The sequence below is a fragment of the Chitinimonas naiadis genome (assembly GCF_054780835.1).
The window spans coordinates 1-24670 of the sequence record NZ_BAAGVO010000004.1; the positions used below are offsets into that span (position 1 = coordinate 1).

Here is a 24670-nt window from a genome sequence, read left to right on the forward strand (position 1 = left end):
GAACTTCGGTTGGCGCTTGGTGGGGGTGAGTGGCAACGGCAATGCCAAGACCTTTGCCAGTCGTGAATACGCCACCGTCAGCCTGCGTCCGAAACTGGTCGTGGTCTATCAATAGGATGAGTAGGAATTCCGGCCGCCATCGGTCTCTGACACGTATCCTGCATCTGGCAGAGCTGGTGATGGAACAAGATGGCGGCCCTGCGTTGCTTAAGGGTCTCGCTACGCCCTTTGCGCTTCAAACCCCACTGATGCTTGTGAAATAACTTACAGAAAAAACATGGTCCATCCCGCTCCTTCCGCCCCTGTTCACGCTGCTACCAATCCGTTCCCTGTCCATGAAGGTCAACTGCAGGTAGGTCACCTACCCTTGACTCAGCTTGCGGAGCGCGTCGGCAGTACGCCGTTCTATGCCTATGACCGTGCCTTGCTGTCCAAACGGGTCCATCAGCTTCGGGAGGCCCTGCCCGCCAGCATCAAGCTGCACTACGCCATGAAGGCCAACCCCATGCCGGCACTGGTCTGCCACATGGCGGGCCTGGTCGACGGCATCGATGTGGCGTCGGCGGGGGAAATGAAGGTGGCGCTCGATAGCGGGGCCGATCCGCACGAGATCAGCTTTGCCGGGCCGGGCAAGCGTCGCGAGGAGTTACGCCAGGCCGTTGCGGCGGGTGTTTTGATCAACATTGAATCGTTCAGGGAAGTAGCCGAACTTGCTGCCATCCAGGCAGAGACCGGCCGGATTGCGCGGGTCGCCGTGCGGGTGAATCCGGACTTCGAACTGAAAAGCTCGGGCATGAAAATGGGCGGCGGCCCCAAGCAGTTCGGTGTGGATGCCGAGCGCGTACCGGAGTTGCTTGAGCAGATCGGCGAAGCCAATCTGGGCTTCGAGGGTTTCCACCTGTTCGCCGGTTCGCAGAACCTCAAGCCTGAAGCGATCATCGAGGCGCAATGCAAGAGCTTTGATCTGGCGGTTCGCCTGGCGGAAGCTGCGCCGGGGCCGGTGCGTTTCCTGAATCTGGGCGGCGGCTTTGGTATTCCCTATTTCCCGGGTGAGCAGCCACTTGATCTCACGACGATTGGTGCCAACCTGACCGACCTGGCTGCCCGCGCGCGGGATGCCCTGCCGCAGGCGGAGCTGGTGATCGAGCTTGGCCGCTATCTGGTGGGTGAGGCAGGTGTCTATGTGGCCAAAGTCATCGACCGCAAGGTTTCCCGTGGCCAGGTCTACCTGGTGACGGACGGTGGCTTGCACCATCATCTTTCGGCCTCCGGCAACTTCGGTCAGGTCATACGCAAGAACTACCCGGTCACGATCGGCAACAAGATGCAGGCGAGCCAGTACGAGACCGCCTCCGTGGTGGGGCCGCTCTGTACGCCGCTCGACCTGCTGGCGGACAAGATGGAACTGGCCGTCGCCGATGTTGGCGACCTGGTTGTGGTCTTTCAGTCCGGTGCCTACGGCCTTAGCGCCAGTCCGCAGGGCTTTCTTGGACACCCCCATGCCACCGAAGTACTGGTATAGGTGAAGCATGATGATCAAGGATACCGATGTGACCTTGCAACAAGATAACACCGCCGACACCAGAAAGCCTGCCGCGCAGCTGGCACGCGCCGACAGCTTCTGTTCGGGCAGTCCCGTGTTCTCCGATGTCCGTCTTGCGGAGACTGCACGCACCGAAGGTGCCTTGCGTGCCTGGGAGCAGGCTTTCAGCCAGCAAGGCCGGTTGGCGGCCAGCGGAGTGACTGGCAATTTTGCTGTGGCGTTGCGTACTGGCACCCAGGTGTTTCTGGCGGTGGACCGGTTTGCCGTGAAGGGACTGTGCTATCGGCAGTCCGGCGATACCCTGCTATTTGCCGAGCGTGCCGATGAACTGATCGATAGCGGTGCGGAAGTCGACCCTCAGGCCATCTTCGACTATCTGTTCTTCCATATCATCCCGGCGCCGCGCACGATCTACCGTGATGTGTTCCGTGTTCCGCCGGGGCACTATGTGCTGTTCGAGCATGGCAAGCTTACGGTGGCACCATATTGGACCCCTGAATTCGATGATCATCCGACGGCATCGTTCGGCAGCTTGAGTGAAGAGTTCAAGCAATTGCTGGCCAAGGCCGTTGGCACCCAGATAGCAGGCTATCAGCCTGACCAGGTCGCCTGCTTCCTGAGCGGAGGGACGGACAGTTCGACCGTAGCCGGCATGGTTGGTCAGGTCAGCGGGCATCCGGCTGCAACCTATTCGATCGGCTTCGATGCGGACGGTTACGATGAGATGGCATTTGCCCGTATCGCGGCCAAGCATTTCAATACCCAGCATCACGAATACTATGTGACGCCGGAAGACTTGGTCCGCAGCATTGGCAAGGTCGCGGTGCACTACGATCAGCCTTTCGGCAACTCCTCCGCCCTGCCCGCCTACTATTGCGCCTTGATGGCCAAGGCTGATGGCGTGGAGAAGATGCTGGCTGGCGATGGCGGAGATGAGCTGTTCGGTGGCAATAGCCGGTATGCCAAGGAGCGGGTATTCGGTTGGTACCAGATATTGCCATCCGCCCTGCGACGCTCGGTGATGGAACCGGTATTGCGCCAGCCTGCCGCTGGCAAGCTACCCTTGCTGCGCAAGGCTGCAAGCTATGTTGAACAGGCCAGCGTTCCGATGCCGGATCGCTTGCAGATGTACAACCTGCTGCTGCGACTGGGTGTGGATGAGGTCCTGACGCCAGGCTTTTTGGCCCGCGTGGACATGGGCGCACCGCTGCGGCAGCAGCGCGAGGTATGGGCGGCGGCAAGGACGGAGAGCCCGGTCAACCGTGTGCTGGCGTATGACTGGCGCTACACCCTGGCCGACTGCGACCTGCCCAAGGTCTGCGGTACTACCAGTCTGGCTGGTGTTGAGGTGGGGTTCCCGCTGCTGGACGACGGCTTGCTGGACTTTTCTCTGCGGCTGCCCAGCGAGTACAAGCTCAAGGGCCTGAAGTTGCGCTGGTTCTTCAAGGAGGCGCTGCGCGGTTTCCTGCCTGACGAGATCATTACCAAGAAGAAGCAAGGCTTTGGCCTGCCCTTTGGCGTGTGGACTACCCGTCATGCCGGTTTGCGACAACTGGCGACGGAGTCGCTCTACAGCCTCGCGGAGCGAGGCATCGTGCGCAAGGCCTTCATTGAGACCCTGCTGTCGGTACGTCTGCCGGAGCACCCTGGCTACTATGGCGAAATGGTCTGGATCCTGATGATGCTGGAGCAATGGCTGCAACAGCACGCGCCCAACTACAAGCTCTGAACGGTTGATCCGATAGCCAGCTTGTTGGCCTTGCCGACAAGCTGGCGTCTCGCTTTATCCCATCCATGACATTGCAGCGTCAGGCTTGCCAGAGGTTGCGGGCCATGCGCAGGCCAAAGCGTAGCCTGGTGCGATCCCACGGCGTGAAGCGGGGTATCTGGAACAGGTCGGTGCCCTGGCTGGCAGCCCCCGGGGTAGTAGAGACCGCCGCATCGAAGCCGAGTTCACGGGCAATGGCAACGCTTTCCGGGCTGTAGTCGGCACCCGGCTTGCCATTGGGGTAGGCAAACAGGCCTACACGCTCACCCAGCAGGCCTTCGAGGCATTGCTTGCTGACGGCGATCTCGGTGCGCGCCTGATCAGCATCAAGTCGGGCAAGGATGGGGTGACTGACCGTGTGCGCGCCGATCTGCATGCCGGCACGATGCATTTCCCGCACCTGTTCCGAGGTCATCATCAGATCGTCTGCCGGTTTCACCTGTGCCCGACCTGCAATAGCTTCGGTCAACAACTGACGCTCGCCGGGCGGCAGGTATTTGATTCGGCCTATGATCGCGTTGATGGCCTGGTAGCGCTCCGGCATCGAGGCCAGGCTGTGGCTGCCCAGCCCTTCCCCGCCGCTGCCCTGCAGGCCTTGCAGATCCAGCACCGGTGTCGCGCAGTGCCGTACGGATTCGATGACCGTGTCGTTCCACATACGGCCGCCATCAAGAAAGCCGGTCGCGATGAAAAACGTTGCCGTCATGCCATGGCGCTGCAGGATGGGCATGGCCACGGTGCGGTTGTCGGCATAGCCATCGTCGAAGGTGATGGCGGTCGCACGTGCCGGCAAGGTACCGGCCTGGAGGCGAACCAGTGCTTCATCAAGCGGCAGGACGTTGCACCATTCCTTGAGCCAGCCCAGCATGGTATCGAACCAGTGGGCGTGTGCCTCGCCAGGAAAGATCGGGTCCGGTTCTGGCAGGACCCGATGAAAGATGAGGATGGATAGGCGCGCCTTGCCTGCCGAGGGGGATAACAGGGAAAGGGCTGGTTTGATCAGGCTCATGGTTGGGTCTTCTGCTTCCTGCCAAAAAGACTGAGGTCATTGGTGTCGGTCTTCCAGCGCTCCTGCTCTACCCAACGACAAGCCAGAACCACCAGGATCAGGATGTTGTAGGGCAAGTCGAAGTAGGCCAGGCTGAGGAAGGCGCCGCCAACGGCATAGCCGGCCAGGCTCACCTGGCACATGGCGCCCAGGTCGGCTACCCAACGGGTTTCTTCGCGCTGCTTACCCACTTTTTGCAACTTGCCTGCCGAGCGCCAGACCATGAACCACATCAGCATGAACAGGAATAGACCGACAAAGCCATGCTCGCCCAGCACCTGGAAATAGATACTGTGCGCGGCGTGGATATCGGCCGGGTTTGGGGCGTAGATGGCAAACATCTGCGGGGTATAGATATCAAACCCGCCGCCGAAGAAGTTGTGCGAGGCGAGATTCCAGGCCATCCACCAGGCGTTGATGCGTCCCTTGGCCGACTCATCCTGGTCGTACTCGCCGATGGTTTCCATCCGGGCTGTCCATTGCTCGGGCATGAAGGCAAGCATCGAAGCACCGACGGCCAGCAATAGCAGGCCGGTCCAGAACTTGTTCTTGCTGCGCCACCACATGACCAGCGACATGGCGGCGATGGCCAGCAGCGCGCCACGCGAATGCGTACCGAGGGCGGCGATCGCACTGAGCAGCATGACCAGCGTCAGGCCGTGCTTGACCCAGGTCTTGCTGACATTCATCTGCAAGAAGCGCAGCAGTGGAATTACGATCACCAGCGCCAGGGCGATTTCATTGTTGCCCTCGATAAACGTGCTGTCCGGCCCCCAGACACGGTAGTTGCCCCCGGTGAGCAAGGTAAACAGACCACCTTTGAAGCCAAAGAAACCAATGGAGCCGGCCAACACCCAGGCGAGCGCCATAATCTGCTGTTTGCTATGCAGCACCAGCATGGCCAGCAGTATCATGAAGTCGATCTTCATGACCTTTTTCCACATGTCGATGCTGCCCTCGAAGGAGTTCGAAAAGGGCAAGGTGATGCAAACCCAGACCATGAAGGCCACCAGGACCATGGTCTCCCCGCTCCAGGGGAAGCTGCGCTCCTCCTTGGTGATCAGGATGCCGACCATGGTGGCGATGGCGACCGCGGCGGCGACCGGCATGGTGGACAACAGCCAGCCATACTGGTGAGGGTTCATGATGCTCAGTACGGTCCAGGACAGGATGCCGATGGCAGGACTGGCAAAGGCCCGGATGACGCAGTAGGCAATGATGGAGCCAAGTAGCAGGTCACGCATGTTCGTGTCTGCCCTTGCCTGACCTGGCACGGTACGCGGCGCACTTTTCCTGAACAGACCAGGGTTGCAAAGATGGATTAAGACTCATTGTCCGGCTTGTGCCTTGTTCTCTGTGCCGACATGGCTGACGATATAACGGAATTTGCCTGACTTCTCCGGCGCGATCGCGGCGACACTTTCCACCTCGATCTCCACCGACTCACCAAGCCGTCGCTTGAAACCGGCGATGATGGTGGCGATGCAGGCCGGATCGAATGCGTTGCCTGCTACCAGTTGCACACGTGTTCGAGACAGGTTTTCCTGGATGACCTTGAAGGACTCCACGCCGGGAAGATCCCGGATGATGTAGACCAGTGCGAGGCCATGCATCACCGTACCGTCCGCTGCCGTGACGAAGTCGGTACTCCGGCCCTGTATTTCACGCAGCAGGGGCAAACCACGGCCACAGCTACACGGACGGTCATCCAGGACGGCTACGTCGCCCGTGCGGTAGCGGATGAACGGAAAGTCGCTGGTTGCCAGGTGGGTGACGATAATCTCACCGGCCTGGCCCACCGGGACCGGTTGCCCTTGTGCATCCACCAGTTCGACGATGATGTCTTCGGCGGTGATATGCATGCCGCCTGCCGGGCATTCATGCGCAATGAAACCTGCATCCCGGCCGCCGTAACCGTTTGCCACCCGGCAATTGAACACGCGGGCGATGGTTGCCCGTTGCTCGTCGTACAGGCGCTCCGAAGTGACGAAGGCGACCTTGATGCCCAGGTCACCCATATTGATGCCTTTCTTTTCCGCGTGCCTGGCGATATGGGTCAACGCCGAAGGGTAGCCGAACAGCATGCGCGGGCGCCTGGCGCGTACGGTGGCAATGAAATGGTCCAGCTTCTGCTCTGACATCTCGAAGGCCGGCAGCAGCGAGGTCCGCAACAGCCGGTCTCGCCAACGGCGCAGCCTGTCCTGTGCGCCCAGCTCGATCGGTGAGCCCCAGACGACAATTTCCGGGTCGCCTATATCGACATCCCACCACCGGGTGGCCCGCCATTTGGCTGCGACGTCATGGCTGACCCGCTGTTTCCCGATGAAGAATATCAAGGGCTCGCCCGATGAGCCGCCGGTGTTGAACCGTGCCAGGCCTTGGGCGTGGGCGTGCTTGAGGCCGTCGGTGTTTTTCCGGATCAGGGCCTTGTCGAGAAAAGGCAGGCGCCGGAGATCGGCCAGCGAGTCGATCGTGGCGGGATCAAAGCCCAGGTCGGCAAAGCACTGTCGGTAGTAGGGAACCTGCTCCGCAACTTCGCACAGCAGGGCCTTGAGTCGCGCAAGTTGTAATGCCGCGAGCTTATCGGCATCCCACCATTGAGAGGCTTCCATCTGGCGTTTGAGGGCGACCGTGGAATGGTCTTTGAGGCGCTCATGCAGCGGGAAGATGAAGTTGGAAACCAGTGATGTATACAATTGCAAACCTCAATCAGGTGCGCGATGTGATCGGCTGCACCGTGCGGTAGACCCCCGCCAGTACCGGTGCCACGCAGTGCCAGGTGTAGCGTTGTACCTCGGCGATGCCAGCATCGCGCAAGCGCTGCCAGAGCATGGGTTCTTCCAGCAGACGCAGCGTGGCGGCGGCCATGCCTGCCACGTCGCCCGGCTTGACCAGGAGCGCGGTGACGCCATTCTCCACAATGTAGGGTATGCCTCCCACATCGGTACTGACCACCGGTACACCACTGGCCATGGCTTCCAGCACCGAATTCGGCATATTGTCAGCCAGGCTGGGATTGAGCATCACGTCCGCATCGCGATAGAGCGCCGCCATGGCTTCCCTGTCCAGCCTGCCTGCGAAGTGCACGACGGCTTGCAGGCCGAGCTCCTCCGCCAGCGCTTGCAAGCGCTCAGCTTCCGGCCCACTGCCCGCTATCGTCAATCGTGTTGCCGGGGTATGTGCATGCACCAGCGCGAAGGCCCGCAAGGCGGTTTCATTGTCGTACAGCGGTTCCAGATTACGCGCTACCACCAGGTGCCAGCTTGTCTGCGGACTGAGCTCTCGCGGACGGAAACGGGCCAGATCGATGATGTTGGGTACGATATCGGCCTTCATGCCAAAGTCGGCAAAGACTTCCTGCAGGAAACGCGAAGGGACGATCAAGGCGGCTGCCCGGTGCATGGACCAGCGGACCAGCGCCTGGGAGCGCGCCAGGAAGGCGCCGGCCTCCCCTCCCCGGTAATTCACCACCACCGGCACGCCTCTAATGCGTGCGATCCAGATGGCCGGCGTGGCAAACAAATGCCAGGACCAGCCCGAGTTGGCCATGATGTGGAACACGTCGTTGCTGCCGGCCGCCCGCCATAACGCCGCCAGGTAAGGGAACAGCCGGAATACGGCCCGCAGTCCCGGTATGGTGGCAACCCAGCCGGGTGAATAAGGTGGGTTGGTCTGTACCAGGCAAACCGATGCTTGCCCGGCACGTAACAGCTCGGCCAGTTGCCGGGTCTGGTTGGCCATACCGCCTGCGGGTGGTGGTAGTGGACCGACCAGCCCAACCCGAAGGCCGGCAAAGCCAGTCAAAACGCACCTCCCGGGGCCAGGCCTCGATAGATATCGACGTAGCGCCCGACGGACACCCGCCAGTTGCGCTCGTCCTCCACATAGCGTCGACCCGCCTGGCGTAGCTCCAACCAGTATTCGCGCTTGGCCAGCAGATGCAAGATCGCGTCGGCCAATGAATTTGCACTGCCGGCGCGGAACAGCACGCCCGTTTCACCGTCGCGTATCAGCTCCTTATGCCCGCCAACGTCTGACGCCACCAACAGGCGTCCCTGTGCCATCGCCTCCAGCGGCTTCAGTGGCGTAACCAGCTCGGTCAGGCGCATGGAGTGCCGCGGGTAGGCCAGCACGTCGATGAGGTCGTAGTAGCGATGGACTTCCTGGTGAGGAACCCGACCGGTAAACACGACGTGGTTTTCCAGACCCAGCCTCTGCACCTGTGCCTTCAAGGCTGCGTCCTGGGGGCCGCCACCGACCAGCAGGACCCGAACATCGGGCAAGGTCGCAATGATGCGCGGCAGGGAATCCAGCAGCAGATCCAGTCCTTCATAGGCATAGAAGGAACCGATGAAACCGACGACAGTACATCCCGAGAGCCCGAGCTGGGTTTTCAGGGCTTCGTCCGGCACGCCGCCAAGGTCGAAGGATTCGATATCGACCGCGTTGGGGATGACGGTAACGCGTTCGGCGGGAATGCCCCGTGCGACGATATCGCTACGCAGACCTTCGCAGATCGTCGTGACATGGCTCGCACGCTTGAGTGCGTAGGTCTCCAGGGCCCGGGTCATGCGATAGCGCAGACTGCCCTCGGTTGTCGTGCCATGGTCCACTGCGGCGTCTTCCCAGAATGCCCTGACCTCATACACGACGGGAATGCCGAGCCGCCGGCCGACCCTCAGGGCCGGGATCGCATTGAGCACCGGAGAGTGGGCGTGCAGGACATCGGGGCGCACCTGCTTCGCAACCTGCAGCAGCCGCTGCTCCAGTTGCCGCATCAAGGCCAGTTCGCCCACTACCGGCAATTTCGCCAGACGGGAACGGTTGGCCTGGGTACGGAAGAAATGCCAGCCATCGACTTCCTCTTCCAGCACTTCACAGCCCACTTGCTTGGGGCTGGTCAGGTGGCGGGTATCCCAGCCGAGCTTGCGCTGTTCGCGCAGGATGGACAGCGAACGGAAGGTGTAGCCGCTATGCAGGGGGATCGAGTGATCAAGAACATGAAGAATACGCAAACTCAAACCCTCTCCAGGACCGGTGCGGTGCTGTCCGCTTCCTTGACCGGTTCGTCCAGCACATTACGCAAAAAGGCTTCGAACATCAGCAGGGTCCACAGCGGTGCGCTGTAGTCCCGCTGACCTGACTGATGGGCTTCCACCAGATGCTGCAGATAGTCGGCATTGAACCAACCTGTCGCCGCGAGACGGGGGCCGAGTATGGCCTGCCTGACCCGTTCCTTCAGTGGTCCGCGGAACCAGCGGGCCAGCGGTACGGCAAAGCCCATCTTGGGCCGGTACAGGATGTCCCCCGACAGCTTGGGTTCCATGGCCTTCTTCAGCAGGTACTTACCTTCCTGACCGCGCACCTTGAGCGACGACGGCAAGGTTGCCAGCCATTCGATCAGCTCATGATCCATCAGCGGTTCTCGCACCTCGAGAGAGTGGGCCATGCTTGCCCTGTCGACCTTGGTATTGATATCGCCGACCAGATAGGTCTTGATGTCCAGATACTGGATCAAGGCCAGTGGGTCGTCCGTCTTCGCATTGGCGGCGTGACGCTGGAATACTTCAAGCGCGTTGTAGCCACCTTTCTCCCGCTTGAACCGTGCGCTGAACAGCTGATCGCGCATCGGGTCGCGCAGGATGGAGACGGAGTGGAAGTAGGCTTCGACCGGGTTACGGGCCAAACCTTCGAACGTGGTCTTGGCGCGGAATATCCGTGGCGCCCAGTCTGCCTTGGGATAGAGCCGGCCGAGCAGACCGAACAGGGGCTTGCGAATGCCGTAGGGCATGGTGGTACGCAGGCGCTCTTCCATCAGATGCAGGCGGTAACGCCGATAGCCGCCGAAGGTTTCATCCCCCCCGTCACCCGACAGGGCCACGGTGACATGCTTGCGCGCCAGTTGGCAGACACGATAGGTCGGAATCGCCGAACTGTCGGCATAGGGCTCGTCATACAGCTTCGCCAGGGTATCGATCAGATCGAAATCGTCGCTGGCGACGGTTTCGACGTGATGGCGGGTCTGGTAGCGGTCGGCCACGGTCTTGGCGAATGCGGCTTCATTGAAGGCCGGATCATCGAAGGCGATCGAGCAGGTATTGACCGGCTCGGGTGACTGGTCCGCCATCGTGGCGACGACGGCACTGGAGTCGACACCGCCGGACAGGAAGGCGCCCAGCGGCACCTCGGCAATCATGCGCAGGCGGATGGATTCATCCAGCTTTTCCCTGAGCTGTGCGCAGGCTTCTTCCTCAGACAGATCATTATCCAGGCTGAAGCGGACATCCCAGTAGGCCTTGGGTTCAGGTACCGGTGCGCCGCGCTTTACCGTCAGCGTATGGGCGGGAGGCAGTTTCTTTGCCTGCTGGAAGATCGTTCGCGGCTCGGCGACGTAGCCGAGTGCGAAGTACTCCTCCACGGCCTGCGGATCGATGTCGCGTGCCAGCCCGCCGTGGGCCAGCAGTGATTTCAGTTCGGAGCCGAACAGCAAGGTGCCGTCGGGAAGCAAGGCATAGTGGAGCGGCTTGACGGCCAAGCGGTCGCGGGCCAGAAACAGGGTCTGTTGCGTGCTGTCCCAGAGCGCAAACGCGAACATGCCACGCAGGTGCTTGACGCAGTCTTCCCCCCAGGCCTCCCAGGCATGCACGATGACTTCTGTATCGCTGCGGGTCTGGAACACATAGCCCAGCGCCTGCAACTGCGGAATCAGGGTCTGGTAGTTGTAGATTTCGCCGTTGAAGACGATACAGACACTCTTGTCCTGGTTGTAGAGGGGCTGCTGGCCTGTCGAGAGGTCGATGATGGACAGGCGTCGATGGCCCAGCCCCACCCCGGGCTCGATATGAAGGCCGCCCTCATCCGGGCCGCGGTGATGTTGGGACTCGTTCATGCGTGTCAGGACTGCACGATCGACGACGCGTTGCCCTCGGGTATCGAAAATTCCGGTAATGCCGCACATGATCTGGTTCGCTTCTGTACCGTTAAATTGCAGGATTCGGATTACTTACTTGCTCAAGAGCTGATTGGGCTTGTCGAGCGCTGTCTGTGATGAAGAAGATGCCGAGTAAATGGGAACGAACCGGTCATACAGCTGTTGGTAGCTACTGACCATGGCGTCCATGCTGAATCGTTTTTCCATTTCGGATCGTCCCGACTGGCCTGCTTGTCTCGCGTCGTCCGGGTTCCGGGCGTACTGCAGCAGCGCATCGCGCATGGCCGTGACATTGGCTGCCGGCACCAGCAGTCCGGTCCGATTTGCCGCCACCAGCTCGGCATTGCCACCTACCTCGGTCGCGATGACGGGCAGCCCGCTCGCCATGGCTTCGAGGATGGTGTTCGAGACCCCTTCGGCCAGGGAGGGCAAGACGAAACAGTCCAGTCCCCGCAGGATATCCGCCACGTCATTGCGTTCGCCGGGCAGCCAGGCAAGGTCCGCCAGACCCGCCTGCGACAGGATGGCCTGTGACTCCGCCCGCAAGGGACCGTCGCCGATCATGACCAGGCGTAAGCGGTCCTTCAGTTCGGGCGCGTGCTCCAGGGCGGCGACAAAGGCCTTGGCCAGCGTGGGCTGGTCCTTGACGGTCTGCATGCGCCCTACCGTACCGACCAGCCAGCAAGGCGACTCGGAGAACGGGCAACCGGCGATCGGTGGGCGGTTCGGCGGTACGTTGAACTTGCGGGCATCTACCCCATTGTAGATTTGCGAGATCATCGCTGACGGTATACCTACCTTGTGCTGCAGATAGGTCGCCAGATCGCGCGACAAAGCGATGTAATGACTGACAAACGGGCGATACAGGCGCCTTACCCATTGATACTTTCTGCTATTGCCGTCGAGGTCGCTGACATCCCGGCCATGTTCGCCATGAATGCGCGCCGGCACGCCGGCAAGCCAGGCGGGGACCGTGACTTCCAGGGCTGCCAGGTTGCGACTATGAACAATGGCGGGACGCAGTTTGCGGAACAGCCTAAACAGGCCGGGATAGATCCAGATCGCGTTGCCCGGTGGCTTGGCCAGGGCGATGAATTCGACGTCGGACCGAGTAATGCGCTGCTTGAATTCGGTAATGTCGGTCAGGGCAATCACCACGTGGCGATAGGCATCGGCCGGCATGTGGTTGATCAGATTGACGACCCCGTTCTCCAGCCCGCCCACATCAAAACGGTAGACCACGTGGGCGACCAGCGGACGCTTGTCCGGCGCGACGCTCATTGTCCGCTCCCGGTCTTTTGCAGGCTGGCTTCGATGGCCGGTACAACGTCACGGCTGAAGGCAGCCAAAGCAGTTTCAGCGTCGTTGTCACGATCGATGGTGGTATAGAGGACGATCACGGCGGAATCATCCCCTTGTCCGCGCAAGCGGCTCATTGCGGTATAGGCCTTGGCCTGGGCATCGCTGGCCGTCAGGTGACCATTCACCCAGTACCACTGCCACACCAACAGCCGGGTATTGTCGATGCCTCGCAGTACGGTGGTCCGGACCGGGATTGTTGTGCCGCCGATCTGCGTATCACGCTTGCCAACTGCCAGCTTGATCCAGCTGGGATCTTCGGAGTTCACCAGCATATTGGCCGAGTTGACCAACTCGCGCTGGTGATCCTGGTTGCGGTAATAGGCGATGAAATAACCAACAGCCTGCCCGTCTCGCTGCAGACTGCCCTGCTGTGTGGCGTTGGCTTGTTCGAAGCGAGGTCGCCAGCCGCCCAGGTTGCCTTGGCCGGTAGCCACCCAGGAAGCTGGTGGATTGAGCGTTGCCAGCGTCGTGACCGGCGGCCGCTCCCCCTGCGCGCGCAGCAACTGCCATTGCGCCGCAGGCCAGACAGCGGTCAGGGCGACCAGCAGGACGGCCATTTTCAGATAGGGGCGTGGTGCCGACGATATGGCGGCAGTCGGCAAAGGCTGCACGCTGGATGGGCTGTCGTCCTCACGCCAGCGGGCACCGACCCAGAACATGCCGAGGATGACAATGCCGAAGAATACCCAGCCATAGACCAAGTGATCGACGCCGGCAGCCAGCCGGTTGTCCGAGAGATAGCCCAGCAGAACGATGAAATAGGCCCGGAGCCAGTTCGCAATGACCGGGACGACGATGGCGGCGGCGGCAAACAACAGACGCTTTTGCAGCGAACGATAGTTCAGATAGGCAAACAGGGTCCCGACCGTCAACGAGGCGATCAGGTAGCGGGCACCACTGCAGGCCTCCACGACCGACCAGGTGCCCGAGGGGACCACAAACTGCAGGCCCTCGCGGTAGACCGGAATACCCGTCAGGCGCAGTGCCCAAACGGTGAAGTTGGCGGTCCACTCCATCATCTGAGGTACGACAAAATCGCCAAAGGGCACGGCGAAAAACAGGAAACCGAGCGGGAAGGCTATCTGTCTGGCGACATGCAGGCCCAGTATGGCGGGTACCACCATGGCCACCGTGGCCATGAAGGCGAACTGGGTCAATACATTGACATCGGCCAGGGCGCCGAGCAGCCAGACAAAGCCCGCAGCAGCCAAAGGCAGGCAAAGCCAGAGATTCGGACGCGGTGCCAGTTGCAATACCTGCTGGCGTTGTTGCCAGATCAGCCAGAGTGCGATGGGCGGAACGATGAAACCGTGGGTAAAGGTCGCCGAATGAGACCAGATGCCCACCATGCTGATAGCGGTCTGGTGATAGCAAGCAATGACCCAGAGCAAGGCGGCTACCGTTGCCAGCAGCGCCCGTGGCCAGCCTGTACCGGCTCGACCCTCGTCCACCATGGATGCCGACATCAGATTCCTGCTGCTGTCGTTCATCACAGTGCCTCTTCAGACGCCCGCAAGGCCATACCCGGCTCACCCACCTTTGTATTGGCGGCCACTGCGGCTTCCAGATGATGGTCCAGTCCGGACAGATGCGCGTCCCAGCTGTAACGGGCCAGGACTTGTTGCCTTGCAGCCTGCCCCATTTGTGCCGCCCGCTCCGGTTGATCGAGCACGGCGGCGATCTGGCGGATGTAGTCTGCTTCCGTTGCCGCGGTCAGGAAGTCGCGTTCTGCGACCGCATCGACTGCGCCGGCGCATTCTTGCGAGGCCAGCACCGGGCGTGCCATCGCCATGGCTTCGAGCACCTTGTTCTGGATGCCACGTGCCACGCGCAACGGTGCGACGACCAGCGTGGCATGCTTGAGGTAAGGACGGACATCCGGCACGGTGCCGGTGACGATCACCCGCTCATTGGCCAAAGCCTGCACCGCTGGGCTCGGACTACGGCCCACGATGTAGAAGCGCAACGAGGGCCAGCGCTGGAGCAGGCTGGGCAGGATATCGTTGGTAAACCAGCTGACCGCATCGATATTCGGCCAGTAATCCATCGCGCCGGTGAAGACCAGCGCGATCTCCCCTGCCGGATAGGGTGAAGCAAGCTCATGCTCCGGCGAGAAGTATTCCGAATTCACGCCGTTGCATATTGCGTCGACGGTGCCGGCGGACTCGGGGGCTGCGCGGCGGAACAGTTCAGACTCATTGTCGGTGACGAAGAAGGATCGACGTGCCTGGCTGGCGACTTCCCGCTCGAAGGCGAGCAATCGCTCCCCTTCCCGTCTGTAGAGCCAGGACATGGGCCAACGGTGATTGGCAGCATACTGGGTCCATTTTGCGGAATCGACATCCACAAAATCGACCAGGACGGGTTGTGGCACGCCCTGGACATACTGCGCCATCGCCGACGAGAAGACGACGACTGCGTCGATCTGCTGACTTTCCAGCGTATGTTCCACCCAGGATTGCAGACGCTCATCGCGATAGTAGGGTAGCGTCAGCGCCTCATTGCGCAACAGGCCACTGAGGCTACGGACCTTGGCTTTGCGTGGCGATAGGCGCACCACGCGCAAGTCAGCGCAGAAGGCCTGCAAGGCGTCGATATAGGCCTCGTCTTCCGGATCGTCGACAAAGGTACCCAGAAACACTCGGTGCCGGGCCGCAAGATGCTTGAGCAGATGAAACGAGCGTACCTTATCTCCCTTGTTGGGGGGATAAGGCAGGCGATGAACGAGATAGAGTAGATTGCTCAAGCCGGCCTCAACCTAGGTTACGTACGATAAACGGCCCGAGCCAGTTGGCAAGACCGAGCGGCATGCGCCGCCAGGCTTCGATAAACAGGCGGTATTTGGCGTTGGACGGGTTGTTCTGCGGTATTGCGTCGCGACCGTACAGGCAGTACTCGTAATAAAGCGGCTGTGGCTCAAAGCCCCAGTTCTTCTTGAAGGCGTAGGAGCCGGTACCTTGCTTGCTCCGGCCGTAGTCGAATACCTGAATGCCGCGCTCGCACGCCCTGCGCATCAGTTCCCAATACTTGAAGTCATTCCCCGCCAACTCCCTGGCACTGGTGTCGTCGCCGGCGTAGTAAGGCAGGACTTCGTCCCTGAAGTAGAAGCTCAGCACGCTGCTCAAGGGGCGGCCTGACTTGTCGATCACGGTCAGGATTTCGCAGTCAGCGCCGAATTCCTTTTGCAGCGCCCTGAAATAGGCCTTGGGCAAGGCCGGCGTGCCGTGCCGATGCACATTGTCGGCGTAGAGGGCGAAGAAGCGATCCACGGAGGTATCGATCTCGCTGCTCAGTTCATGCTTGATACCCTTGCGGACCATGGCGCGCTGCTTGCGCGGGATGGCCAACATATTGGCTTCGACCTCTGGCAGTAATGTCTTGCGGAAGCTGACGTAGAGATCCTGGGTCGGCCAGTCCGGGTGCTGTTGCTGCAAGTTGCGCAGCTCGAGATGTGCGACACCAATCTGCTTGGACAGGACCTGCGCCTCCGTCACCAAGGCGGTGGCAACGGCGGTGCTGTTGGCCGCCACGCCGCCGTAGACGGCGAAGGGGAGCGAGACCAGGGCGTTGCCGAACAGCAGGCTTTTGACATGCCCCAGCGGCAGCACGCCTTCGATCTGCCCTGCCCGCTCGGCATACAGGAAGTAGGTTTTATGGCGGAAGACGTTCTGGATAATGCGCTGCCAGGCCGCCTTGTGAAAGAAGGTTGCCTGCGGGCATTGGGCGATGAAAGCGTCCCAGCGTGCCGCAGTCACAGCGTCATTCACGTCCAGTTGCGCAATGCGCAAGGCAGCCGGGTTCTTGCCGGACACAGTCGCGACCGTGTCGATGGCCTGGCCATCCGTTGTGGGTAAGGTATCGAGCATGGCTTACTTCGCTACCAGTGACGGTTGGGCGGAGGTGATCGGGCTGGGCTGTACTTGCGATGGCGTCAGGAACACCTCATCCATGCGTCCCCAGTTGAAATCGCCAAGCAGGCGCTGCAGGCGTGCTTCCATCCGGTGCAGGTTGAGGTAATGCCGAAACCGGGTCTTCAGGTTGATGCCATCGATTCTTGGCTGTTCTGCATCGATTTCCCATGGATGGAAATAAAAGATCGCGGCTTGCTGGTCTACCTGGTTAACCCGCTGCAGCAACCAGCGCGACATCTGGTAGGGCATCAGCCGGAAATAGCCGCCACCGCTGGCTGGCCAGTTACGATCAAACAGACGGGCTGTCGTGACCGGCACCTCCAGCAGCCCTTTGCGTACCTGGTGAGCGAAGCGCGGTGCATCCGGCATGCCGTAGTGGTCATGCTGGATCGGGTAGATGCTGGAACTGTAGCGATAGCCCGCCTTCTCCAGGCAGTCGAACGCCCAGAGATTGGCCGTGCTGATCGAAAAGCTCGGTGCGCGATAACCTTTTACTTCCTGGCCCGACAGATCCTCCAGCAACTGCTTGGAGCGGGTGATGTCATCGAGGAAATCAGCCTCGCTCAACTCGGACGCGCGCTGATGCCCGTAGCCGTGGCTGGCCAGCTCGTGCCCCCCGGCCACGATGCGTTGCACCACTTGCGGATAACGTTCCGCTATCCAGCCCAGGGTGAAGAACGTGGCCTTGGCCTGCCGTGCTTCAAGCAGGGCCAGGATACGCTCCATATTCCGCTCCACCCGGCAGTCGCGCGTATCCCATTGATCGCGCCGTATGTAGGGCGCAAAGGCCGAAACCTGGAAGTAGTCCTCGACATCGATGGTCAAGGCATTCTTGATATTGTTGGAATTCATCCCCCCTCCCACCTCGGCTAGCCTGCTTGTTGCAGGCGATCAATCAGCCAGCCCGCAAGGTCGGCGGCAATGCGTTCCGCCGCTCGGCCATCCCAGTACTCCGGTACCCGGCCCGATTTGCCGCCGCCAGCCAGAATCTCTTCCACGCCCCGCAGTATGGCAAGGTGGTCACTACCGACCAGTGTATTTGTGCCACTTTCCACGGTAATCGGACGCTCGGTATTGTCACGCAACGTGAGACAGGGAACGCCCAGTGCGGTGGTCTCTTCCTGCAGGCCACCCGAGTCGGTCAGGACCAAGCGTGCGCCTGCGTTCAGCCCCAGCATTTCCAGATAACCTTGCGGTGGCAACAGCACGATGCGTCCGTTGGCCAGTAGTCCGCTCAGTCCGAAACGTTCGATATTGGCGCGAGTCCGCGGATGCAGCGCAAAGATCAGCGGCAGTTGTTCCGAGACTTGGCGCAGGGTCTCCAGTAGCGGCCGCAAGGTCTCTATCTGGTCCACATTGGAGGGGCGGTGCAGGGTCACCACACCATAGCCGCTGGCAGATTCCAGCAGCGCCGTATCGGCCTTGAAAGCTGTCAACGTCTTGGTGGGCGCTTGTGCCATTTCACGATTGGCGAGCAAGGAGTCGATCATCACATTGCCAACGAAACGGACGCGTTCGCTGGCGATGCCTTCGCGCTGGAGGTTGTCGTGTGCGCTGCGCTCCGTCGTATAGAGCAGGTCGGCAATCTGGTCGGTCAGTACGCGGTTGATCTCTTCAGGCATGGCGCGGTCGTAGCTGCGCAGGCCAGCTTCGACATGAACAACCGGAATGCCCTTCTTTACGCCGACCAGGGTACAGGCGAGGGTTGAGTTGACATCGCCCACGACCAGTACGCAGGAAGGCTTGTGCTCATCCAGCACCGGTTCGAATCGGCGCATGACTTCGGCCGTTTGCACTGCGTGCGTGCCCGAGCCGACTTCCAGATTTACATCAGGGTGCGGCAGCCGCAGATCGACGAACAGCCGATCATTCATATCGTTGTCGTAGTGCTGGCCGGTATGGACCAGCAAGGTTGGGATCGGTGGCTGGTGGTTGGCAAAGGCGCGCAGGATCGGCGCCATCTTCATGAAGTTCGGGCGAGCACCCACTACGCATATGACCGGGCCCAATGCACTAGGCCAAACATCGTGTTTCAAACCAGCTTCTCCTCATCCGATTGTTCTACCCGAGCGGTATTGGCCAGTTGCTGCAACAGCGACAGCATGGCGGCATTGCCGCGTTCGAGATGTATCATGTGCCGCTCCAGCCGCATCATGCTGCGCTCCACGCGCATCAGTCTTTGCTCGGTCTGGTCGGCCTTCAGGTCGGAATTGGCCCGCGATGCTTCGATGGCACCGTTGATATCCAACTCCAGTCGTGCCAGTTCACTCTCCAGTGCGCTCCCTTCCGCCAATTGCGCCCCGATGTCCGTCAAGCTACCCGGTGCGGGCTCCGTGCTCAGGGAGTAGGCCGAGGATTGCGTCTCGGCATTCAATTCATTGGCAACTTCCTGCACCTGTTCCCGGGTGAAGGTCCGATTTCCGCTCAGGAAACCCGACAGGAGGATCCGGTCCGCCAGGGAATTGATGCGGCGGGGGATGCCGTTGCTGGCGAGGAATATCGCTTCGAAGGCACCTGCCTCGAACTTGGGCCAGCCCTTCGAGCCGGCACATTTCAGGCGGTGCTCGATGTAGCCGCGCGTTTCGCTCTTGTCCATCGGCCCGATATGGCAGGCAGCAATGACCCGCTGGCGCAATTGCAGCATGTGCGGGCTTTGCATGATGCTGCGGAACTCCGGCTGACCGATCAGGAAACTCTGCAGCAAGGCGTGGGTATCCAGCTGGAAGTTGGACAGCATGCGCAATTCCTCGACCGCCCTGGGCGTCAGGTTCTGCGCTTCGTCAACGATCAGCAGGCAGCGTTTGCCCTGGCGGGTTACTTCCACCAGGAACGCTTCCAGTGCCAGCAATATGTCCGATTTACCGAGGTTCTTGGTACGTATCCCGAATGCCGCCGCGACCATGCGCAAGGTTTCTTCGGCATCCAGTTGGGTACTGACCAGGTGGGCCGCAACGACTTTTTCAGGGTCGAGCTTGTTCAGCAGCCCTCGGACAATGGTGGTCTTGCCGGCGCCGACCTCACCCGTGACGACGATGAAGCCTTCGTTCTGATGCAGCCCGTACTCCAGGTAGGCAGAAGCACGCTGATGTTGCTTGCTGCCGAAATAGAACGAAGGGTCCGGGTTGAGCTGGAAAGGCTTGCTGGACAAGCCGTAAAAGGATTCATACATAGGAACAGGCTAAAACTCATGTGACAGGAAACCCGTCACGGCATTCTCGCTGTAGGCCGTGCTGCCATCAGTGGCGGTGTGTCTTGCACTAATGCTGGCACGTGTCTTGGGCGAGAGTTGGGTCGTAAAGATCAACTGCATGATGTCCTGGGTAGTCTCCAGCGCAGGATCAGACAATCCCTTGCTGTTCACCTTGGAGAAAGACGCAGTCACGGATGACAAGGGCGATAGTCGATAAGCCCAGTTCAGGCCCAGGCCGCGTTGGCGGATATTCTGGGTCTTGGAAAAATCATCAGGAACGCCAACGCCGGTTTGCAAGGCACTCTGGCGACTCTGCGTGGCCGTCAGCACGATGGTGTTCCGGCTGCCAAGAATCGCAAAGGAGGCATCGTGCCGTTGCTCCAGCGTGACATTGGAGGTCAGGAATCCACCCAGCACCGTGCCGTTGGTGGGGATGTTGTTGAGGCGCAGGAAGTTCTCAACCAACGCCGCCCGCTTGACCGGATCCGGCTCTATCGTCTGATAAAGGTTGAAATACAGGTCGTAGTAGGACCCCAGGCTGACCGTATTGAGCTGATTGGGCAGGATGGTGACGTCCTTGCTGCTACTGAGCTTCCAGGACGTGAGCGCCGTCCTGTGGGTAAAGCTCACGCTGTTGGCATCGCCAAAGAAGCGGCGTTCCCGGCTCACTGCGAGCTGGGTCCGCGGGCTTGGCGACCATTCGGCGCCTGCGCCCCAGGTCGTCCAGTATTCCTTGTTGATGCTGGCGTAGTCATTGGCCTCACGCCCGCCAAAAAGCGAAATCTTGATTTGCGGGCTGGTCTGGTAGATCAGGCTGCCACGAAGCCGATCCGCTACGCTATGGCGGCCGTTCTCATAGCTGGTGCTCTGGTGGTTGGCATCCAGTGCCCAACCTAGGCTTGCCAGTTGCGACAGGCCCTTCAGATTGCCGGACCAGTTGCCGCTATCGATGTCGGAAACCTGATCGGATTTGGAGCGCGTGGCCATGCGCTCATAGCGCAGGCGGTACTCCGCCAGCGAACCGACATTCCCCCGGATATACGGCGCGACACGGTAGCTGGCCGTTTCCGTGGAGTTGGTATCGATACTGGTGTTGGAGGAGGTGCCGCCGAAGGCGGATATTGCTTGGCGGGTGATGACCCCGCTTGCATCGACATACAGCCATTTCTCCCAAGCCTCCAGCGTGCCGAAGGCGTTGAGTGCATGCTGGACATCGTTGCCCTTGCTATGCCGGGCATAGTTCAGGGCACGCAGGCTGTAGTCGAAATTCAGCGTCAGCCGCCCGCCCGATCCCTTGACGCGTATGCCGGGACTCAACTCCGTGGTCCAGTCGCTCTGCTTGTCGGTATCCGACAGGGTGGCGTTGTCCGAGGCCGTGCCACCGACGGTGACGCGCGGCGCAAACTCCCACCCCGCAGCCAATGCGCCAGGGGTGGATGCGATCAATGCGGCGCCCAGCAGGCTGCGCAGGGAGTAAGCGCCTACCCTACTGGCCATAGCCATAACCGTAGCCATAGCCGTACCCGCCTTGTGCGGCGACGCGGGCCTGGTTGAGCAGCATCAGCTTGACCGGGCAGGTGTCGATCGCCGCCAAAGCATGCTTGATGTCGCTCTGCGCGGTACTTTCGGCCCGCACAACCATGACAACCTGACCCATATGGGTGGCAAGCACGCGCGCTTCGGTGGTGACCAGCAAGGGCGGCGAATCAAAAATGATGATCCGGTCCGGGTAGCGATTCGCCATATCCTCCAGCAACCGCATCATGCCGTCGCTGGCCAGCAGCTCCGTAGCACGGGGATGCTGCGTGCCGCTTGGCAGGATGGTCAATGTCTCGACATTGGTGCGCAGCAGTACCTTGGAAAGGTCCATGGACTCATCGACCAATACGTCCAGCAAGCCCGGTGCTGCAGGCAGCCCCAGCATCTTCAGGACGGAGGGTCGGGCCACGTCGGCATCGACGAGCATGACAGTCGTATCGAGTTCCATGGCGATGCTCATTGCCAGGTTGACGGCGGTAAAGCTCTTGCCCTCACCCGGCAGCGCACTGGTCACCATGATCAGATTGCCGTACTTGATCGGGGCGGCACCCTTGCCCAGGGCGTTGGCGATCAAGGGGCGTTTGACGACCCGGAACTCGTCGGCCAGCTGCGAGCGAGGTGCATCCGGACGAATGATGCCGGCGGCGGCGATCGCGTTCAGATCCAGGTTGACGCCGCGCGACTTGGCGGTCAGCGGTGTCGGTGCAGGGATGCTGGTTGGCGTGACGTGTGTCTCTTGGGGGATAGGGGCTGGCGTTACATGCGGGACGGTCAGCGATTCCGCTTCAGGAATCACCGCCGCTGCGCGCTCCGGGAGGCTTGGCGCCACGCGCGCTTCCGCATCGGACAGGGCTTCGGGGATATCGACCCCAGCCTGACGCAGTTCCGCCAGGCGTTTCGCCGCTTGTTCTATAAGACTCATCAATCACCCTCAAACATTACGGGCCGAGAGCAGGAACAGCATGGCAAAGCCTGCTCCATACACACCAACCAAGGAAACCAGCCCGGCAACAAAGCGCATCCTGTCTTTACGTTCACGGCGCTTGACCGAGTCATCGACCAGCATGGAGATCGTGCCCAGCAAAGGCAGGCCGCTAAGCTCGCGCAGTGCCTTGGCGTCGAAGACGACCGGACGGATCTGGCTCGCTGCGAAGCTTGCCAATACACCCGCACCCAGTGCCAGGAGCAACGTCAGGGGCAGCAACAGCAGACGATTAGGCGCTACCGGTTGAGGCGAGACGCGTGGCGGGTCGATCAGCCTGAAATCCACACCACCGACACCCGCTTCCATATCGCTTGACATGGTCGCGGATTCACGCCGAGCAACCAGACTTTCATAGTTCTTCTTGTTGATCTCGTAGTCGCGATTGAGCTGCGTCAATTCAGCTTCGATCTGCGGGATCAGGCGAACGGAATTCTTCAACTGGCCGTATCGGGCGGTGTACTCGGCAACCCGGGTGCGCAGCGAGGCAACGGTCGCTTCACTCTCACCCAGAGAAATCTTCAGTTGCTGGTAGACCGGATTGTTGTTCACCGGCGAGGCTGGATTGTTCTGTGCGATCTTCTTGCGAACCTGGATTTCCTGGCGCTTTTGATCTTCCAGCTCCTTGATAAGGCGACGCGTGCTGACGACATCCGGATGCTGCTCGGTGAAGCGTTGCAGCAATGCATCCAGGTTGCGCTTCATGGCATCAATGCGGCCATCGATCTCTGGTACGGAGACGCCTGCGGTTGATTCCGACGCATCGGGCAGCAGGACCGGGTCCTCGCCAAGCACCTGCCGCTTCAAGGCATCGCGCGAATCTTCGGCCTCTCGCAGTTCGAGCCGGGCTCGCTCCAGTTCTGCACTGGTTTCGCCTATCCGCGCGAAGAAGTCTTTTCCGTCGCTAGCTTGCAGTGCCAGGTTCCTGAGTTTGAAGTCCTTGAGGCGGCCTTCTGCCTCCTCAAGCTTCTTCTCGTAGGTCCTGATCTGGTCATCAATGAATTTCTTGGCGGAGTCCGTGTCCTTGCGCTTGTCGCCCAGGCTGGACTCCACAAAGATCGACACCAGCGATTGCACTACCCGCTTGGCATGCTCCGGCTTTGTATCCCGATAGGAAAGCGTATAGAGATTGTCCCGGGAGGTACTCTTGATCTCCAGGGTCTTCATCAGGTCATCGACCAGTGCATCCTGGCCGGCCTTGGTCTTGATGGCGAGATCCAGGTCTGCCATGCGGATTAGTTTTTCCACATTGGGGCGACTGATCAGCGTGCGGCTGAGTATCAGAATCTGCTGGTCGAGATCCGGCTCGACGGCGAGGCCCGACATCAGCGGTTTGAGTATGGATTGCGTGTCGACAAAGATGCGTGCGCTTGCCTCGTACTTGTCCGGGATGCGCAACAAAACGACCACACTAATGGCTCCCACGACCCAGGCAACAATCAACCCGAGCCAGCGACGCTTCCACATTTCCCGGAGGACCGTGGTCACCTGGCGTATCAGTTCATCCATCAGTTTCAGATTTCACAAAGTATGAATCACGTGCTGCCGGGTGCATCTCGGCACCGCGGCAGCGAATATCACTTATCCGGATCAGAACCAGCTGCGCGGGATGATCAGCACGTCACCGGGCTTCATCTCCACATTGGCCGACACATCGCCGCGCATGATCAGATCCTTGACCCGCACGCTGTACTGCTTCTTGTCGGTTTCCGAAGTGCGTAGCAGGGTTGCCCCGTTGCCATCAGCAAAGTCGGTGACACCGCCTACGGCGATCATGACGTCCAGCAGGGTCATTTTTTGCTTGTAAGGGAGTGTCTGCGGCTTGGCGGCTTCACCCACGACCCTGATCTGTTCGCTATAAGGGCCGACAAAGGTGGTCACGACGACGGTGACGACAGGATCACGAATAAACTTGCCGAGTGCTTTTTCAATATCGCGGGCGAGGGTCGATGCATCCTTGCCTTGCGCGATCAGATCTTCCACCAGCGGGGCGGCGATCTTACCGTCCGGACGCACAGGCACGGTCATGGATAACTCTGGATTGCGCCACACCACAATATTGACCGAATCACCCGGGCCAATAAGGTAGTTGTATTCCGGTGATGCAGCTGCAACGGGAGCCGCCGGGTACTTGGTGGCACAACCAGCTAGCCAGATAGCCAGGCCGCAAATAATACCGGCCCGTAATACTCTGGCAACATTGTTATACAGGCTGAAAGCCATTCTCTATTCTCCTCAAATTCCAATGCCGCGAAACGGTTCAAGGGTAATTCAAAACGCATTATTCTGCCGAGAATTATAGAACTCGCAACCTGCCCGACGCGGGTGCGTTCCGGGCGTGACTGTCGCCACCACCCGACACGCGGCTAAAATCTCGCTATCTGATTAAAAATCAA

The 24670-nt window shown here is 60.5% G+C and carries 19 protein-coding genes; 2 read left to right on the forward strand and 17 right to left on the reverse strand.

Annotated elements, in window-relative coordinates; all coding sequences use genetic code 11:
* Positions 1–277: 277 nt before the first annotated feature.
* Together ACYVHK_RS05895 and ACYVHK_RS05900 are read left to right on the forward strand one after the other, a co-directional pair.
* Positions 278–1522, forward strand: a complete 1245-nt coding sequence (locus ACYVHK_RS05895; protein ID WP_460528604.1) for a pyridoxal-dependent decarboxylase, exosortase A system-associated — start codon at positions 278–280, stop codon at positions 1520–1522.
* A 7-nt stretch (positions 1523–1529) separates the two neighbouring features.
* Positions 1530–3272 (forward strand): asparagine synthetase B family protein, encoded by a 1743-nt coding sequence (locus ACYVHK_RS05900; RefSeq protein WP_460528606.1) that lies wholly within the window; start codon positions 1530–1532, stop codon positions 3270–3272.
* Positions 3273–3351: 79 nt separating this feature from the next.
* Here the strand turns inward: ACYVHK_RS05900 and ACYVHK_RS05905 are convergent, their stop codons facing one another.
* From ACYVHK_RS05905 to ACYVHK_RS05985, 17 genes are all read right to left on the reverse strand, one after another.
* Positions 3352–4320 carry a polysaccharide deacetylase family protein gene (locus ACYVHK_RS05905; RefSeq protein WP_460528608.1) on the reverse strand — a complete coding sequence of 323 codons (969 nt, stop codon included), beginning with the start codon at positions 4318–4320 and terminating at the stop codon, positions 3352–3354.
* Complete coding sequence (locus tag ACYVHK_RS05910) at positions 4317–5603, reverse strand: O-antigen ligase family protein (protein ID WP_460528610.1); 1287 nt, start codon at positions 5601–5603, stop codon at positions 4317–4319. Before ACYVHK_RS05910 ends, ACYVHK_RS05905 begins: the two co-directional genes overlap by 4 nt.
* Before the next feature lie 84 nt (positions 5604–5687).
* A complete protein-coding gene (locus ACYVHK_RS05915; RefSeq protein ID WP_460528612.1) occupies positions 5688–7055 on the reverse strand; it encodes a phenylacetate--CoA ligase family protein in 1368 nt (455 codons plus the stop codon).
* 13 nt (positions 7056–7068) lie between these two features.
* Complete coding sequence (locus ACYVHK_RS05920; RefSeq protein WP_460528614.1) at positions 7069–8100, reverse strand: glycosyltransferase; 1032 nt, start codon at positions 8098–8100, stop codon at positions 7069–7071.
* A gap of 59 nt (positions 8101–8159) precedes the next feature.
* Positions 8160–9380 (reverse strand): glycosyltransferase WbuB, encoded by a 1221-nt coding sequence (locus ACYVHK_RS05925; protein ID WP_460528616.1) that lies wholly within the window; start codon positions 9378–9380, stop codon positions 8160–8162.
* Complete coding sequence (locus ACYVHK_RS05930; protein ID WP_460528618.1) at positions 9377–11317, reverse strand: exosortase A system-associated amidotransferase 1; 1941 nt, start codon at positions 11315–11317, stop codon at positions 9377–9379. The genes ACYVHK_RS05925 and ACYVHK_RS05930 overlap by 4 nt, the downstream gene beginning before the upstream one ends.
* A gap of 45 nt (positions 11318–11362) precedes the next feature.
* Positions 11363–12571: a TIGR03088 family PEP-CTERM/XrtA system glycosyltransferase gene (locus tag ACYVHK_RS05935; RefSeq protein ID WP_460528620.1), complete on the reverse strand. Its 1209-nt coding sequence runs from the start codon at positions 12569–12571 to the stop codon at positions 11363–11365.
* Entirely contained in the window at positions 12568–14142 is a 1575-nt protein-coding gene (gene xrtA, locus ACYVHK_RS05940) for an exosortase (RefSeq protein ID WP_460528622.1), read from the reverse strand. The genes ACYVHK_RS05935 and xrtA overlap by 4 nt, the downstream gene beginning before the upstream one ends.
* Complete coding sequence (locus ACYVHK_RS05945) at positions 14142–15398, reverse strand: TIGR03087 family PEP-CTERM/XrtA system glycosyltransferase (protein ID WP_460528624.1); 1257 nt, start codon at positions 15396–15398, stop codon at positions 14142–14144. The genes xrtA and ACYVHK_RS05945 overlap by 1 nt, the downstream gene beginning before the upstream one ends.
* A gap of 7 nt (positions 15399–15405) precedes the next feature.
* Positions 15406–16518 (reverse strand): FemAB family PEP-CTERM system-associated protein, encoded by a 1113-nt coding sequence (locus ACYVHK_RS05950; protein WP_460528626.1) that lies wholly within the window; start codon positions 16516–16518, stop codon positions 15406–15408.
* Between the two features lie 3 nt (positions 16519–16521).
* Positions 16522–17415: an XrtA system polysaccharide deacetylase gene (locus tag ACYVHK_RS05955; protein ID WP_460528628.1), complete on the reverse strand. Its 894-nt coding sequence runs from the start codon at positions 17413–17415 to the stop codon at positions 16522–16524.
* A gap of 17 nt (positions 17416–17432) precedes the next feature.
* Entirely contained in the window at positions 17433–18599 is a 1167-nt protein-coding gene (gene wecB / locus ACYVHK_RS05960; RefSeq protein WP_460528630.1) for a non-hydrolyzing UDP-N-acetylglucosamine 2-epimerase, read from the reverse strand.
* Positions 18596–19732, reverse strand: coding sequence for an XrtA/PEP-CTERM system-associated ATPase (locus ACYVHK_RS05965; protein ID WP_460528632.1), 1137 nt, complete (start codon positions 19730–19732; stop codon positions 18596–18598). The genes wecB and ACYVHK_RS05965 overlap by 4 nt, the downstream gene beginning before the upstream one ends.
* A gap of 9 nt (positions 19733–19741) precedes the next feature.
* On the reverse strand, positions 19742–21250 hold the full coding sequence (locus tag ACYVHK_RS05970) for a porin family protein (protein ID WP_460528634.1): 1509 nt from the start codon (positions 21248–21250) through the stop codon (positions 19742–19744).
* A complete protein-coding gene (locus tag ACYVHK_RS05975; RefSeq protein ID WP_460528636.1) occupies positions 21240–22214 on the reverse strand; it encodes a tyrosine-protein kinase family protein in 975 nt (324 codons plus the stop codon). Before ACYVHK_RS05975 ends, ACYVHK_RS05970 begins: the two co-directional genes overlap by 11 nt.
* A 9-nt stretch (positions 22215–22223) precedes the next feature.
* Entirely contained in the window at positions 22224–23783 is a 1560-nt protein-coding gene (locus ACYVHK_RS05980; protein ID WP_460528638.1) for an XrtA system polysaccharide chain length determinant, read from the reverse strand.
* A gap of 81 nt (positions 23784–23864) precedes the next feature.
* Complete coding sequence (locus ACYVHK_RS05985) at positions 23865–24497, reverse strand: polysaccharide export protein (RefSeq protein ID WP_460528640.1); 633 nt, start codon at positions 24495–24497, stop codon at positions 23865–23867.
* Positions 24498–24670 lie beyond the last annotated feature (173 nt).

What these genes read in the sequence shown, in the direction of transcription:
- ACYVHK_RS05895 (WP_460528604.1), top strand. Translation starts at nt 278, where the DNA reads ATGGTCCATCCCGCTCCTTCCGCCCCTGTTCACGCTGCTACCAATCCG.
- ACYVHK_RS05900 (WP_460528606.1), top strand. Translation starts at nt 1,530, where the DNA reads ATGATGATCAAGGATACCGATGTGACCTTGCAACAAGATAACACCGCC.
- ACYVHK_RS05905 (WP_460528608.1), bottom strand. Translation starts at nt 4,320, where the DNA reads ATGAGCCTGATCAAACCAGCCCTTTCCCTGTTATCCCCCTCGGCAGGC.
- ACYVHK_RS05910 (WP_460528610.1), bottom strand. Translation starts at nt 5,603, where the DNA reads ATGCGTGACCTGCTACTTGGCTCCATCATTGCCTACTGCGTCATCCGG.
- ACYVHK_RS05920 (WP_460528614.1), bottom strand. Translation starts at nt 8,100, where the DNA reads ATGGCCAACCAGACCCGGCAACTGGCCGAGCTGTTACGTGCCGGGCAA.
- ACYVHK_RS05930 (WP_460528618.1), bottom strand. Translation starts at nt 11,317, where the DNA reads ATGTGCGGCATTACCGGAATTTTCGATACCCGAGGGCAACGCGTCGTC.
- ACYVHK_RS05935 (WP_460528620.1), bottom strand. Translation starts at nt 12,571, where the DNA reads ATGAGCGTCGCGCCGGACAAGCGTCCGCTGGTCGCCCACGTGGTCTAC.
- xrtA (WP_460528622.1), bottom strand. Translation starts at nt 14,142, where the DNA reads ATGAACGACAGCAGCAGGAATCTGATGTCGGCATCCATGGTGGACGAG.
- ACYVHK_RS05950 (WP_460528626.1), bottom strand. Translation starts at nt 16,518, where the DNA reads ATGCTCGATACCTTACCCACAACGGATGGCCAGGCCATCGACACGGTC.
- ACYVHK_RS05955 (WP_460528628.1), bottom strand. Translation starts at nt 17,415, where the DNA reads ATGAATTCCAACAATATCAAGAATGCCTTGACCATCGATGTCGAGGAC.
- ACYVHK_RS05965 (WP_460528632.1), bottom strand. Translation starts at nt 19,732, where the DNA reads ATGTATGAATCCTTTTACGGCTTGTCCAGCAAGCCTTTCCAGCTCAAC.
- ACYVHK_RS05970 (WP_460528634.1), bottom strand. Translation starts at nt 21,250, where the DNA reads ATGGCCAGTAGGGTAGGCGCTTACTCCCTGCGCAGCCTGCTGGGCGCC.
- ACYVHK_RS05975 (WP_460528636.1), bottom strand. Translation starts at nt 22,214, where the DNA reads ATGAGTCTTATAGAACAAGCGGCGAAACGCCTGGCGGAACTGCGTCAG.
- ACYVHK_RS05980 (WP_460528638.1), bottom strand. Translation starts at nt 23,783, where the DNA reads ATGGATGAACTGATACGCCAGGTGACCACGGTCCTCCGGGAAATGTGG.
- ACYVHK_RS05985 (WP_460528640.1), bottom strand. Translation starts at nt 24,497, where the DNA reads ATGGCTTTCAGCCTGTATAACAATGTTGCCAGAGTATTACGGGCCGGT.